Source organism: Paraburkholderia sp., from assembly GCF_035948235.1.
In the GTDB taxonomy this organism is placed as follows: domain Bacteria; phylum Pseudomonadota; class Gammaproteobacteria; order Burkholderiales; family Burkholderiaceae; genus Paraburkholderia.
Genome location: NZ_DASZJJ010000202.1, coordinates 16,337 through 31,043 on the forward strand (window position 1 = coordinate 16,337; position 14,707 = coordinate 31,043).

12 protein-coding genes and 1 pseudogene are annotated in these 14,707 nt (G+C 61.1%); 6 read left to right on the forward strand and 7 right to left on the reverse strand.

Annotated elements, in window-relative coordinates; translation table 11 throughout:
• Positions 1–252 precede the first annotated feature (252 nt).
• From VG320_RS17250 to VG320_RS17280, 7 genes are all read right to left on the reverse strand, one after another.
• A complete protein-coding gene (locus tag VG320_RS17250; RefSeq protein WP_327201300.1) occupies positions 253–603 on the reverse strand; it encodes a helix-turn-helix domain-containing protein in 351 nt (116 codons plus the stop codon).
• 24 nt (positions 604–627) lie between these two features.
• Positions 628–1,407 carry a DeoR/GlpR family DNA-binding transcription regulator gene (locus VG320_RS17255; RefSeq protein WP_327201301.1) on the reverse strand — a complete coding sequence of 260 codons (780 nt, stop codon included), beginning with the start codon at positions 1,405–1,407 and terminating at the stop codon, positions 628–630.
• Positions 1,408–1,522: 115 nt separating this feature from the next.
• On the reverse strand, positions 1,523–1,915 hold the full coding sequence (locus VG320_RS17260; protein ID WP_327201302.1) for a surface-adhesin E family protein: 393 nt from the start codon (positions 1,913–1,915) through the stop codon (positions 1,523–1,525).
• 62 nt (positions 1,916–1,977) lie between these two features.
• Positions 1,978–3,927 (reverse strand): hypothetical protein, encoded by a 1,950-nt coding sequence (locus tag VG320_RS17265; RefSeq protein ID WP_327201303.1) that lies wholly within the window; start codon positions 3,925–3,927, stop codon positions 1,978–1,980.
• Between the two features lie 13 nt (positions 3,928–3,940).
• Positions 3,941–4,453 (reverse strand): DUF3304 domain-containing protein, encoded by a 513-nt coding sequence (locus VG320_RS17270; RefSeq protein WP_327201304.1) that lies wholly within the window; start codon positions 4,451–4,453, stop codon positions 3,941–3,943.
• Positions 4,454–4,522: 69 nt separating this feature from the next.
• Positions 4,523–5,527, reverse strand: a complete 1,005-nt coding sequence (locus tag VG320_RS17275) for a DUF4123 domain-containing protein (RefSeq protein WP_327201305.1) — start codon at positions 5,525–5,527, stop codon at positions 4,523–4,525.
• Positions 5,467–8,031 (reverse strand): type VI secretion system Vgr family protein, encoded by a 2,565-nt coding sequence (locus tag VG320_RS17280; protein ID WP_327201306.1) that lies wholly within the window; start codon positions 8,029–8,031, stop codon positions 5,467–5,469. Before VG320_RS17280 ends, VG320_RS17275 begins: the two co-directional genes overlap by 61 nt.
• 558 nt (positions 8,032–8,589) lie before the next feature.
• On the opposite strand from VG320_RS17280, the gene VG320_RS17285 reads away from it, so the two are divergent.
• From VG320_RS17285 to VG320_RS17310, 6 genes and pseudogenes are all read left to right on the forward strand, one after another.
• Positions 8,590–8,853 (forward strand): PAAR domain-containing protein, encoded by a 264-nt coding sequence (locus VG320_RS17285; RefSeq protein WP_327201307.1) that lies wholly within the window; start codon positions 8,590–8,592, stop codon positions 8,851–8,853.
• Between the two features lie 91 nt (positions 8,854–8,944).
• Entirely contained in the window at positions 8,945–10,393 is a 1,449-nt protein-coding gene (locus VG320_RS17290; protein WP_327201308.1) for a hypothetical protein, read from the forward strand.
• A 222-nt stretch (positions 10,394–10,615) separates the two neighbouring features.
• On the forward strand, positions 10,616–12,625 hold the full coding sequence (locus VG320_RS17295; RefSeq protein WP_327201309.1) for an arylsulfatase: 2,010 nt from the start codon (positions 10,616–10,618) through the stop codon (positions 12,623–12,625).
• A 2-nt stretch (positions 12,626–12,627) separates the two neighbouring features.
• Entirely contained in the window at positions 12,628–13,686 is a 1,059-nt protein-coding gene (locus tag VG320_RS17300; RefSeq protein WP_327201310.1) for a formylglycine-generating enzyme family protein, read from the forward strand.
• The gene (locus VG320_RS17305; RefSeq protein WP_327201311.1) at positions 13,683–14,495 is read left to right on the forward strand and encodes a MetQ/NlpA family lipoprotein; all 813 of its coding nucleotides are present in this window, start codon (positions 13,683–13,685) and stop codon (positions 14,493–14,495) included. The genes VG320_RS17300 and VG320_RS17305 overlap by 4 nt, the downstream gene beginning before the upstream one ends.
• Positions 14,489–14,707: pseudogene (locus tag VG320_RS17310) on the forward strand (flagellin N-methylase); the annotation flags it as partial. The gene VG320_RS17305 and the pseudogene VG320_RS17310, both read left to right, overlap by 7 nt.

The window sequence follows — 14,707 nt, forward strand, 5'->3', positions numbered from 1 at the left end:
GATCGGGCCCCATGCAAGTCCATATACGAACCATAAATGTTCGAATGCGAAATCTAACGAACAAAATCGAAAAAGTAAAGTTCGATCCGATGAAACGAGGGGAAAGTGGGGAAAAGCGGGCGTTTGGGGACGAAAAGGGTCAAAAAACTGGGGTTTTCCCGGGGGATGGCGTTACGCAGATAAGAGAAAACGCGCTTCAGACAGCGTGTTAGCCGCCTGTCAGGAAGCAGAACGGACACAGAAATGTTCGATTTATTTTCGTACGATGTTCGTTTCTATGTCAGAAGAAACGCGGCTCTTGAGCCAGAGACCGAACTCGCGCATGACCTCGACGACGGGCAGCAACCGCATGCCGTCGTCGCTGAGCCGGTATTCGACACGCGGCGGCACTTCCGGAAATACGGTGCGCAGCACCAGTCCCGCGTCTTCCAGCGCACGCAGATCGAGCGTGAGCATGCGCTGCGAAATCCCGGGCATGTCGCGGCGCAGATCGTTGAAGCGCTTCGGCCCATCGAGCAGATACGACACCAGCAACAGCCGCCAGCGACCGCCCAGCAGACGCATCGATTCTTCGACTGAGCAACCCGTCGCGCTTTGCTTCATTTCAACCGCCGGCGCGAGCGATGTTTATTGCGCGACATACACCGCCGTGCCGGCCTGGGCGATGGTTTCGTCCATGTCGGCGGGCAGCGGCTTGTCGGTGAAGAGCGCGTGAATCTGGTTCAGGTGGCCCTGGCGCACGAGCGCCGGGCGACCGAATTTCGAATGATCGGTGACCAGATAGACGGTGCGGGCGTGCTGGATGATCGCTTCGGCCACACGCACTTCGCGCGTATCGAAGTCGCGCAGCGTGCCATCGGTTTCGATCGCCGAGGTGCCGATGATCGCGTAATCCACCTTGAACTGGCGGATGAAATCGATCGTCAGCTCGCCCACAATGCCCTTGTCCCACGGCCGCACGATGCCGCCCGTGATGAGCACCTCGCACTCGGGATAGCCGCTCATCATGCTCGCCACGTTCAGGTTGTTCGTGATAACGCGCAGGCCGCGATGACGGTTGAGCGCGCGCGCGACTTCCTCCGTGGTGGTGCCCAGATTAATGAAGAGCGACGCCTGATCGGGGATATGCGAGGCGGCGAGCGCGCCGATGCGGCGCTTCTCGTCGTGGAACATCTGCTGGCGCGCGCTGTAGGAGACGTTTTCGGCGCTGGTGGGCAGGCTGGCGCCGCCGTGATAGCGACGCAGCAGATTCATGTCGGCGAGCCAGATGACGTCGCGGCGGATGGTCTGCGGCGTCACGTCGAAGTGCGCGGCAAGATCGTCGACGGTCACGAAGCCGTCACGCTGCACCCATTCGAGCAGCTCCTGCTGGCGCGCGTTGAGGGTGAGGCGGGGGTCTCGGGTCATGTTTTGTGGCGCAGTTGGGGGAACTGGCCGTATTGTAAGCGCTGAGACCGGCAGCGTCGCGCGGGGTCCGCGTGCGCTGTAACGCCGTTCAAACCTGTTGGCGATATCGCCGGAATCAGGACTTGCTGCAAACGTGTTTCATGACGAGATACTGCATGGAGTCAGGCGGGACATCGTCGTAGATGTTGGGGTATTCCGGGGTCACTTCGACCTGGCCCGCTTGTGGCCCATAGGTCGTCGTTTGTCCCATGGACCAGGTTCGACCCGGGCAGTCGAACGTCCATAGCGAAACCTGGCTTCTCACCGGGAACGAATGTGACGGGTAGGGTTGAGGATCGGCGTAGACGACCTTGACCTTGACCTGCGTGTGATCCTTTTGTCGAACGAGGGACGACGGGTCGATGGAGACGTTCAGTAGATTGTCATTTTCGAGCGCGACCCAGTTTGCGGCAAAGGCTCCGCTTGTCGTGAGAGCCAGCAAAGCACCTGCAATCCAGTTAATTTTCATTGAGTTTCCTTCCTTCACACCGGGGCATTGGCAATAAGGAAAGCCGGATGCCCCCGGCATGGTTAAAGCATTGGCATATATGAGGGCGGCGCGTTGAGATAAGCATCGCCGATCGCCTTGCCTGCCGACTCTGCGGCGGCAGCAGCCTCTTTCTTGATACGGGCTACCGCGCCGGCATCGTCGATAGAACGCAACTGCATGAACACGCCGTCGCCCAGCGAGACATTGTTCAAACGGGTGATGGTGTTGTGGACGAAGTGGTCGAAGAAAGCGATCACTTCCGGCGAAAGCTTCAGCGGTTTGACCCACGCCGTAGCGAGTTCGCGCACGGTCGGATCGGAAATATCGTCGACGCGCTTTGACTGGTAGAACGCATTTGATTGCTCGGTGCCGTGATCGACGCGGTCGTAGTAGGCGGCGCGCGTGTCGTACTGCGGTGTCTCACCGTCGAATATTGCGTTGTAGACGTTTGCGTCCACCGTGTTGACGAACAGTAGGTCCCCCTGGCTCGGCCCATGCGTGCGGTCATGCACGCCCCGCGCCCACGAGACAAATAGCTTCTGGTGGGCAAGCATATGCTGCTCCAGCTGAGCCCTGCCGCCAGCGCGCAATTGTGCGGTATAGGCCGCGAACAGGTCACCCGCATTCATGTTCTTGCCGCCGACATTGACCGTTTTCTGGAATGCAATCTGTTTCTGCACGGAGAACAGACCTTGCGCCTCCAATTGATCGAGACGACGCAACGGCACGCCGTAAGACCAACCCTCGTTGAGCATGTTCTGCGCTGAAACGCGTGCAAGTTCCGAGGATTTGTCTTCTTCGCCATCCTTGAAGCCGCCGCCAACATCCGCCTGACTGCCTGGATAAACAATTTCAACGAGATTCGCCGCATTCTTCGAGTCGCGCGGCGAGTCGAGATCCTTGTAGAAGCGCAGTTCGGTTGCGGCGACGTGATGGGTCACACGCTTGAATTCGCCCGGTGTGTCGTACTGGCCTAATGACTGCTTCGCGAGACCAACAATCACGCCAATGCCCTTGGTCGTGATCTTCGCCACCAGACCTTCTCCCGGGATGAACGACAGCACCGGAGACAGCACCTTGCTGAATAATGAATCGGCGTAGGCGCTCGATACGCAATCGACCAGGCCCATATAGTCGAACTGGACCTTGATGCCCTTATAGGTCACCGCTCCGTCTTTTTTCGTGCAAACCTTATCGATCAGATCATTGGAGAATTTGCGGGCAATGACGCCTCCACGATCGAATCCAAACATCGATATGCGGATGGTTTTCAGCGGGCGCGGGTCGGTCTTTGCATTTTCGACGATCTGCTTGAACAGGATTGTCGCCTTATCGACCCGCGCATCGAAACCGGTGCCCATATACGCGGCAGCAATCTCGCTGTCGCGAATCGGCGGATAGGAATCTGCAACCACCTTGATCGCTGACGAAACGACCATGGGGACATAAGTCGTCGCCTTGCTGAGATTCTCGGCAATTTTCCTGGGGTTGAACGCATCCATCATCGATGATTTGACCTTCCCCCGTACGTCGCCGCCCTTCCAGTCGGCGGCAATTTTTTTGGCTGCGTCCGTCGCGCCTTTTTTCGCTGCTCCCGTCGCTTGACCTTTCAGAAAGCCCTGTACCTCGCTTTTGAATTTCGCGCCCAGGGCACCGTCAATCCCCGTGGGATCATCGGACAGCAAGCGGCCCATCCCCTCAATGTAAAGCCGATAAATACCGGTCTTTTCGTTCGTGGGCTCGTGGGCAAGATACAGCCGGCCAATATTCGAGAGTTCCTCGGTGTCCCCGGAAGTATGTCCAAAGCCATCGAAAAAGAAGCTGATCGTAATTTCCTGCTGACAGCGATAACAGCCATCCGGAGGTGAATCAGGCAATGCCTTCGCCACGCTGGCTGCCCGCTGCGCACGATCGGCTCCGCCAGGCGACGCAGCGCCCGACCACGTTGCGCTTTCAGCCGTCGAAGGCGCTTTCAGCCATGAGAATGCCATCGTGTCGTCCTTGTCAGTGCGTACCCGGGATGTCCGGATTGGTCGGGAAATTCACCCACGCAGCCTCGACGCGCCGGTTTGGAAGAAAATGGAACTCGATAAAGCCGTCGTGTTTATTCTTCAAAGGCGGAACGGGTATATCGGTTTCAAATGTATCGTGCGGAGCATCGGCCAGATACTGCGCCTTCGTCCACTCAAGCTCGACCTTCACATGAAGCTGCTTCGTGTGTTTTGGAATGCTGAAGCAGCATACGATTCCGCCCCCGCCACCCGACTGGTGTGCTTCGGAAGAGCCGCCGGCAAATCCGTTAACATAAAAACTGGAAATATGCCGATCCGTGTAGTTGTAGCCGATCACACTATATGGGCCATACGCATCCTCGCCGGAAACACACGCATGACTCCAGACAGCGCCGCCCAGAAGCATCGCAGCTAGCGCAACGTTACGGAATTTCCCACGCGTATGAAACGCGTCCCGCAAACGTCGAAGAAAATTCCAGCGTTGATGAGAAGTCGTTTGTGTCATCGTTTAGTCTTTCTATTAGCGACAATTCCGTCGCGATTATCTGTTGTTGCTGATAGCTTCAGGCGGGGTTCACGCTACCGCTGCATCCCGCTCACGCAGCAATTCATCCCAAACCACTGCGTCAATTCCCTCGAGCTTCGCCGTAAGCGGCGCGTCGCTATCGCTTTGCGCCGCCAACGTCTCTGCAATCTGCGCGTGCGTATCGAACGACGGATGCACATTAAGCGCGAGAAGTGTGAAATAGGCCAGATCGCTCTCGCTTTTCAAACCATGCGTTTGCGCGGCGCGCGCCAGCAATGCACGAATCGTCGTGATGCAATCGTGGCTGTCCATCGCACTTGCGGGCGGCAACAACTCGTCCTTTAGCCGGTGATAAAGCGTCTCGGCAAAACTCTCATTGGATAACAACTCAAACTGCGCAGGCGTGAGCACGATGGTGTCGACCAATGCCTTAGGCAAGGTATCGGCATCCACACCGGCCACACTGCGCCAGCCACTACGCCAATAGCGGTATTCGCGCACCCCAGCCAGAAAATCGGCGCGCTGTTGCTCATCGAACACCGACACCAGGATCTCGAGGATCGACGGATCGTAATGGCGCAAAAGCGCGCGACGGCCGTCGGGCAGCACAACCTCCGCGTAGGCCTGCAGATGAATGGCCAGGGCGTCAATCGGCTGTCGAGACGCAATCCACACCATCAGATCCTGTGTCTGCGCGCGTTTGAGCAGCAGACGCATAAACGCTTCGTGTTCCGCGCGAGCAGGGTCGAGCGCGACGAGCAGTGGGCCCATCGCAGGCGTGCGCGATTCAAGCATCGACTCCGGATAAAGTCCGCGCCAGGCAATCCCGTGGCGGTCAGCCTCGCCAAGCAGCGTTGCATCGAGAACGCCATCGATCAGAGCGTAGAGGCTGTAGCGCCCGCCTGTCGCCGGCGGCGTCTCAACCGAAGCCTGCCACGCAAGCAGGTCGGCGAATAATTGATCGACATTCGTAGCAGTCATGGCTCTACCCTTCAAACACGCGGCGTGAAGGCCGTCTTCAGTTGTGCGGCGTGTTGCAGGCAATCCTTGCACACCCCTTCCGGCAGAGTCGGCAACGGATAGCTGGTGCTCGCCGGACCGCTGAGACTATGCTGGCTGCCCTTGATATCGATCTTGCCCGGTGCGTGAATTTCGATGTTGCCGTCCTTGATGCGGATATAGGCGCCGCCGGAAGTCAGCAGGATCTCCTGCTTCGCTGCGGCTTCGACGTTTTCCGTCGCAGAGATCAACTTGACGGTCTTTTGCGCGGTGAGTTCGACATTGTCGTCGTGCGCGCGAATTTCCACCTTGCCCTTACCCGCAAACAGCTTCATGCCCGAGTTCTGCACGAACAGGCTGATCTTTTCCTTCGCGCTCGCAATGAGCGACTTGCCCGTCGCCACCTGCACGTTCTGACCACCCACAAGGGCGATCTGTTGATCGGCAGCGATATGCGCGGATTGTTGCGTCGACAATGCAATACCGGATGGACTGGCCATCAGCAATAGCGATTCGCTGAATGCATTCGCGCTTCCCGTGCCACCGCCCGCGGTATTGCCGCCGCTTGCACTCGCGCCTTGTACGTTCGACTGCGTCGCGCCCGTAAACGTCTTGAGCGCACTCACGCCGTCCTGCAGCGATTCAGCCTGATGCGTCTCGCTGGTCTGCGAAAGCGCGTCGAGCATGTCCTGCGCGCCCGACAGTTGCGTATGCGCCTCGCTCACGTCGAGTTGCTGGCTCGTCGCGTTCTTCGCATGAGTACTGACGTACAGGCCCTTGCCCGCGCGCACCGCGCCGAATGCATCCGATTTCAGATCGAAACCGCTACCCAGATAGCTACCCCGAGCATTCGCATTCTGCGCAATCAGGTATCCCAGGTGTAGTTGCGAGTTCGCACTCGTGCTGTAGAGCTGCATGCGGTTCTGGCCGGTGGCGTCGTCCAGCACCATCTGGCTGTACCCGCTGCCGCCGTATTCCTTCGACTTGTAGCCGGAGAGAATCCCGTTCGTGTGCCAGTCGGGATTCGTCGATGCGTTATAGACCCGTCCCGTCACGATCGGCCGGTCGCAATCGCCATCGAGCCAGTTGATGATCACTTCTTCGCCCACGCGCGGCACATGCACGCCGCCGTAGCCGCTGCCCGTATCGGGCATCGCCACACGAACCCAGCACGATGCATTTTCATCGCCTTGATTCAGGCGATCCCAATGGAAATGCACCTTGATGCGATTCAGCGAGTCGGTGTACACCTCTTCGTTTGCAGGCCCGACCACAATCGCGGTTTGCATCTGCATGACCGGCTTGTGATGCTCCAGCGGCATGCGATACGCCACAGTCTTGCGTTGCGCCTCGATTTTCACCAGCAGAAAGCCTTCGCTGCCGTCCGCGCCCGAGACCGTCAACGCTTCGCTTTCGCCCTGGTGAGCCGCCTTGATCGCAGCGAGTTCGCTGCACAGGCTGTGCGCGAACGTCTGCTTTTGCGTGGCCGATACCGGCAAATTGTTTTCGATGTACCAGGTCGCGTCGATAATCGCGAACTGCCGGTTCTGCTCGCTGTCCGTGTCGTGCTCTGGATGGCCAGACAGGGAGAACCAACGCCCGGCATCCAGTCGTCGCACCGCACCGGCGCCTTCGAAGCGCTTTGCGCGAGATTCCCACTCCTCCATCCGGATTCGCGAAAGCCTGTCTCCGTCCGGCTGTGCTCCGTACGTATAGGCGCCCGTATATTCGTAGACTTCGGCTTGCTGAGGTAGATCGCCTTGCGTGGTAAGCGTAGGGACCGATGTGCCCTTGGGATTCTGCGACGTAGCGGGCGACTTGTAGTCGTAAGTGCGCGTAGTCAAAGTTACGCTTTGCAGCGCACGCGTGCCGCTCCATTGAACCAGCGCATCAGTTTCACTGTTTACGCCGGAACGATAAAAATCCACGGTTTGGGGGTTCAATGCCGGCAGCGCAGCGATATTGTCAGTGACGACGATCGTGTGCGATTTGCCGTCGGCCGCCTGCTCGACATAGCTGATCAGCCCCTCCGATTCCATGATCCGCTGGCAGAAGTTCCAGTCGTCTTCGTATTGCACGCAAAAAGAACGTTGCGGCAATGCGGCCTGCAGGGAAAAGCGGAATGCGCCACGCGCCTGCGGGTGCGAGTTGAATACGTCCGAGAGGATGGCGTCGGCGGTCTTGTCCTGCCAGATCCGCGCATCCTTGCGAAAGCGCAGGAAGTTTTGCCACGACGCGAATTCGAGCTGATAGCTCGTCAGCCCCCCGTCCGCTCCAAGGCGGCGTGCGGTATGCACGTAACCGTGATGGGGCAGATAGCTCTGGTCCGTCTGCTGGAGCCACAGCGTCACGGGTTGCGCGATGAGTTTCTTGAGTTCGACGTTATCGTTCGTCGAAACCACATCGAGCCTGAAGCCGAAATCACGACCGATAGCCGAGCGGCCAATCAAGCGCTGCGGCACGAGTACGCTCTCGCCAAGCGGCGTATCGAGCCTGATCAGCCGTCCTGTTTGTACAAGACCGCCAGTCATGGCCGAGATCAGATCCTGCGCCCCCATATTTTTCCCTTAGATCGTCATTAAAGCGACCGCCATTCAAGGAGATTCCCCTCAATACCAGAGGCCTTGCATAACGAAATCAGCGGCGCTTGATGCATGGCGCATCGCCGCACAAGCTTGATAATCACGATACCCAGTTTCAACAGCCTTTGATATGTGCCATCTTGCGGAGCACGATTCTATCTGTTTTTTTTGGCATCCCGCCATGATTTAATTCGATTTAAATCCCACACACTATTGATTCAATGAGTAATTTCCGCCCCACATCGTCCGCACATACCTTACCCGGCTAACAGCGGTAATTTATTCTTTGAATTATTAACCTGCACGTAAAATATACTGATAGATCACACTTGCCGCTGCATGAATCGGTAGATAAACTTGCGACGCTGGCATATTGGCACGGCACAATAATTTCGATCACAGCGTTTTCCAAAGACTCTTCATTGGCTTTCGGCAAAATAGCGGTCGTTCATCACCAGTTTTAACGTCAACGAATCAGCATGCAAAACGCCAAAAGGCGTTATGCATGCGGCTGTACATAACAACGAGGATGTCATGGGGCGCGCACTCATTCTTCTGGGCGACAAGACGGACCATGGCGGCACGGTCATCACTGCATCGGGCATGATGCAGGTGCACGGTCGCAACGTCGCGTGCGTAGGCGACAAGGTTCAATGTCCGCGTCACCAGAACGTCACGACCATTGTCACAGGCGACGACACCATGCTGGTCGACGGCAAGGCCGTGGCGCGCCATGGCGACAAGACGTCGTGCGGCGCGTCGCTGATCGCCACGCAGGCAACGTCGAGCATCGGCTGATGCAGCACATGCACACCATGCACCGTGCGCCCGGAGTTGGGGTCTGCCTGCGGGCGGCCCACTGTGCACACCTTCCCGAGTTCATTTAGCCATGACTGCGCCGTTCCTCAAACGCGCTGCGCTTTGCGTGAGCGTTTTCGTCGTCGTATGGATTGTTGCGCTTGTCTGGTGGAGTTCGACCCGTCAGATTCCGGGCGTTGCACATGTGTTCGGTTATCTTTTTGCGCTGCCTGTTGCGATCATTTGCGGCGCGATCCTCGCTCTGCGCGCACGCGCTGGCTCACAAACCGCAATCGTGCCTCGGGCCGATACCCCACCGCCCAAGGTCGGTGAAAAACAGGATTCGCCGGATACGCAGCACCTGCGCGCCGCCATTGCGCACATCGCCGTGCGCTCGGCTCAGGGCAGTTCGGGTGTTGCAATCGATAGCGCACTCACAGAAGGCGCTCGGGCGCCGCTCGATACCCGGCTCAAAGACGATCAGGGATTCCCCGTGCGCGCTGCGCGCGTCGCTACGCTCCACGACGAGGATCTCGCAGCACTGCGCGAGGTCTGGCAAGCGCAGTATCGCGATGTCCCGCTGGCCGACCACACGCTACGCGCGCTCGCACTGCTCGAGGAAGTGGTATTCGACACGGCCGGGCTACTTGGCCATATCGCGCTTGTTGATCCCCTGACCGGAACGGATTCCCGCGTGCAGTTCGACGTTATCGTCGATCCGCGCTGGGACAGTGCACTGTGTGTGGCGCTCGCGCAGCACCTGCAGGCACGCATAGCGCAAGAGTGGCCGCACCTGCTCGTTGGCGTCACGCCGGTAAAAGGCCATACAGCGGCGAGTGCTCTGGCGCAGCTCGATCTTGCAATCATGGCGCTCGGCCACGAGGCGCCAGAGGCGAGAACGGCGCATGCAGCGCGCTGGCATGTGGTCGCGGCTACGCACTCCTCTCTGGACGACAATACGATTGCCGAAGCGCTACGCGCGGGCTACCTTTTTACGCCCTCGAACCAGAACGGTGAGATCGCCGGCGAATCGGCCACCGCGATCGCCCTACACGCACAAACGCAGGATTCCACTGAGCCCCGGCGCGCGCCGGACGAGACAGCGGATGACGCTGCTGACAAAGCACAAACGCCCATCGCAATCATCGCCCGCCCAGCACTGAAACCGGTCGATGAGCCCCACGCACCGGCCTCGAACGCGGCGGGGGCGCTGCTCGAAGCGACCGCCGATCGCGCCATGGAGTTTGCCGGCGTGGCAGCAAACGCGATCGGCAGCGTCGTTGCGGACAAGGGCGCACAAGCCACACATGCGGTCGAACTCGCACTCTTCGCCGGCTCGCGCTTCCCCGATCTCGAGCCGCTCGTCGACACGCTGGCGCTCGACGGCGGCTGCGGCGGAACTCACGCAGCGGGCGCGCTGCTCGCCGTCGCGCTCGCCGCGCACCGGGCCCAGACGAAGGGCCAGCCAGTGCTCTGCACCACGTTGGGCGATGCGGCTGCGCAGTCGGCCGTTGTCGTGCTGCCGCTCGTTCCTGCCTGAAATAACCTCTGCGGCGGTTACTCTTCACGCCGCCAGCCCACGCCACCAGAACGGCAGGCCCCTTCCACCGGTCATCCATCTCAAGTGACCGGTGGCGCTGCCGCGCGTCCCGTCGCGCTATATCACCCCACCCGCAAAGCAACTGACGAATCCGACTTTGGGGCCTGCGCGCGCGCCGCTAAGATCGCCGCTCCAATAAACAAAAGTACTAGAACAACGACGATGAGATATCCGGCCGCCCTCCAAGCGCTTGCCAAAGCCGCTCGCGCTTCTCGCACCCCTTCCCGCCCATCAGGGAGTCCCGCTGCGCATCTACGCCTCGCCGCGGCAGCCGTCGCCGGCGCGCTCGCGCTCGGCGCATGCGGCGGCTCCGACTCCGTCACCTCGCAGACCGGCGCGGCGGCCACCGCTGCTTCGCACAAGCAGCCGAACATCCTCTACATCATGGCCGACGATCTCGGCTACTCGGATATTCATGCGTTCGGCGGCGAAATCAACACACCCAACCTGGACGCGCTGGTCGCCTCGGGCCGCATTCTCACGAATCACCACGCGGGCACCGTCTGCGCGATCACGCGTTCGATGCTGATTTCGGGCACCGATCACCACCTCGTTGGCGAAGGCACGATGGGTGTGCCCACCGACGAGCGCAAAGGTCTGCCCGGCTACGAGGGCTATCTGAACGATCGCGCACTCTCGGTCGCGCAACTGCTCAAGGACGCGGGGTATCACACCTACATGGCGGGTAAGTGGCATCTGGGTTCGGGCATCGTGGGCAGCGCCTCGGGCAGCGGCCAGACGCCGGATCAATGGGGCTTCGAGCACAGCTACGCGCTGCTCGGCGGCGCGGCCACGAATCACTTCGCGCACGAACCCGCCGGCTCGCAGAACTACACCGAAGACGGCCAGTACGTGCAGCCGGGGCAACCCGGCCAGCCCGGCGGCACGGGCGGCAATCCGGCGGTGTTCTACTCGACCAACTTCTATACGCAGAAGCTGATCTCGTACATCGACTCGCACAAGGGCGACGGCAAGCCGTTCTTCGCCTACGCGGCCTATACGTCACCGCACTGGCCGCTGCAGGTGCCGGACCCGTGGCTGCATAAATACGCGGGCGTCTATGACGCGGGTTACGACGCGATCCGCAATGCGCGTATCGCGAGGCAAAAGGCGCTTGGCCTGATTCCCGCCGATTTCCAGCCGAACCCAGGTCTGGCCGAAACGCTCACGCGCTCGCCCGCCACGGCGAACAACGGCACCGCCAGCGCGAAATACATCAGCGCGGTGCATCCGGCATCGGCGGGTTATGCCGATTACGGTCAGGGCAACGTCGACAAGCTCTGGACCAGCCTTTCGCCCGCCGAACGCAAAGCGCAGGCGCGCTACATGGAAATTTACGCGGGCATGGTCGAAAATCTCGACTACAACATCGGACTCCTGATTCAACATCTGAAGGACATCGGCGAGTACGACAACACCTTCATCATGTTCCAGTCGGACAACGGCGCCGAGGGCTGGCCGATCGACTCGGGCGCGGACCCCACCGCCACCGACACCGCCAACGCACAGGAGCCCACGTATTCCGCGCTGGGCACCGACAACGGCAAGCAGAACGCACAACGCCTGCAATACGGTCTGCGCTGGGCCGAAGTGAGCGCCGCGCCGTTCCGCTACACGAAGGGCTATTCGGCGGAAGGCGGCGTGTCCGTGCCGACCATCGCGCATCTGCCGGGACAGACCACCCAGGCGGCGACGCTACGCGTCTTCACGCACGTCACCGACGACACCGCGACCTTCCTCGACGTGGCCGGCGTCACGCCGCCTTCGACGCCCGCGCCTGCGCTCGTCAGCGCGCTGACCGGCGTCGACCAGAACAAGGGCAAGGTGGTCTACAACAATCGCTATGTGTATCCGGTGACGGGCAAATCGCTGCTGCCGCTGATCGAAGGCACGAGCACCGCCGAAGTCCACACCGCCGCGTTTGGCGACGAAGCCTATGGCCGCGCCTATCTGCGCAGCGCCGACGGCCGCTGGAAGGCGCTCTGGACCGAACCGCCGCTTGGCCCCGCCGACGGTCATTGGCAGCTCTACGACATTGCCGCCGATCGTGGCGAAGTCAACGATGTATCGACGCAGAATCCTTCGGTAATCCAGTCGCTGATCCAGCAATGGAACGACTACATGACGAGCGTAGGCGGCGTCGAACCGTTGCAGCCGCACGGCTATTACTAAGGATGGCGATGCGTTTCTGGCTCACCGGCGCGGCGCTCGGCGCCGCGATTTTCGCGGCGGCGTTCGCCTTCACCTACGAATCGCAGGCGAGCGCGCGCACCTCGCCTGGCTCCGCGTTCGACACGCTCAATGAAGGCCGTCCGCTCGTCGCGCTTGGCAACGAAAAGCAATGCGAGCGCTACAGCGGCCTGCCCGTGCGCTGGCGCGACGATCCAAAGGCGGGCATGGTGCATCTGCACGGCGGCGCGTTCGTGTTCGGCAGCACGCGCGGTTATCCCGACGAACGCCCCGATGGCGGCGGCAACACGCGCGTCACGGGATTCTGGATCGATCAGCACGACGTAACGATTGCGCAGTTCGCGGCTTTCGTCGCGGCCACGGGTTACGTAAGCGAAGCCGAAAAGCAGGGCGGCGCCGCCGTCTTTCACGTCCCCACGCGCGAGGAAATGAACTCACGCGATCTGGCGTGGTGGTCGTGGGTCGATGGCGCATCGTGGCGACATCCGCAAGGACCGGCCAGCAATGTCGAGGGCAAAGGCAATCTGCCGGTGACGCTGGTTACGCTGCACGACGCGCTCGCCTACGCGCACTGGCTGGGCCGCGATCTGCCGACCGAGGCCGAATGGGAATATGCGGGCAAGGCCGGCCACAACGACGCGAGCCTGGACGCCGCGCCCGTCGACGATAAAGGCAAGCCCGCCGCGAACTACTGGCAAGGCGTGTTTCCGGTGCTCAACACCGGCGAGGACGGCCACGCTGGACTCGCGCCAGTGGGCTGCTACGCGGCCAACGATTTCCGCCTGTACGACATGATCGGCAACGCGTGGGAATGGACCAAGGACGTCTATAGCGGCCCGCATCAGTCGCATACGAACGGCGACACCGCCGCCGTCGCGCCCGCTTCGCGCCGCCACGACACCGCCATGGTCATCAAGGGCGGCTCGTTCCTGTGCTCGCGCGATTACTGCGTGCGCTATCGCGCCTCGTCGCGTGAACAGCAGGAAGCGGATCTCGCGGCTTCGCATATCGGCTTTCGCACGGTGTTGAGGGATCCGGCATGAGGCGCGTTGCTGTCTTTGCTTCCACACTGGCGGCGGCGTTCAGTCTGGCGTGTTCACCCGTTCATGCCGATATCGCACCTTCGGTTGCGCCCGCAACGATCCGCGTGGGCGTGACGCCCGGCACGCAGGCGCAGATCATGGCCGAGGTCAAACGCGTGGCCGCCTCACGCGGCCTGGCGCTCGACGTGGTGGTATTCGACAATGCCAGTGGTATCGACGCGGCGCTCGCGGCAGGCCGTATCGACGCCGCCAGCTTCGAGGACGCCACGCGTCTGGCGCAAACGCGCGCCGCGCACGGCTACGCGCTAACCAGCGTGGCGCCCACCATCACGCTGCCGATGGCGCTCTACTCGCGGCGTCTGCGCAACCTCGCGCAATTGCGCCCCGGCGCGACCGTGGCGATTCCCGCCGACGCGCGCGACATGGCCCGCGCGCTTGTGCTGCTGCAGAACGACACGCTCGTCATGTTTCGCGACAGCGCCGGGCTGCACGCCACCACCCGCGACATTACCGGCAACCGGCTGCATCTGAAGATCGTCGCCGTGCCGCGCGAGCGGCTGGTGCAGGCGCTCGACAGCGCCGATATCGTCGCGATTTCAAGCGAGGATGCCGCGCGCGCGGGACTCTTTCCGGCGCGCGACAGCATCAGCTATGAAGATGCGCGCTCGCCTTTTGCCGAGGTGCTGACCGTGCGCGACAGCGATCTGCACGCGGCATGGGTCAGCGCACTGGTCGCGGCCTGGCACTCCGACGACGTCGCGCATTTCATCCTCACGCGCTACCAGGATTCGGTGCGGCGGCCGTGGTAGGAGGTAGCTGGTCACTCGCCTGCAACGCCTGCGGCAAGTGCTGCAATAGCCCGCCAGCCTTGTCCTTGCGCGAGTGGTTCGCGCATCGTGCGGTGTTCGTCGGCAGCCTGGCCATCGAGCGGGTGGCGCGCCGTCGCGTGGGCGAGCGGCTCGTCGCGGGCGGTGCGGATCGTGTCGAGCGCGTGCTAGACGCGCAGGATATCGACGCTCAG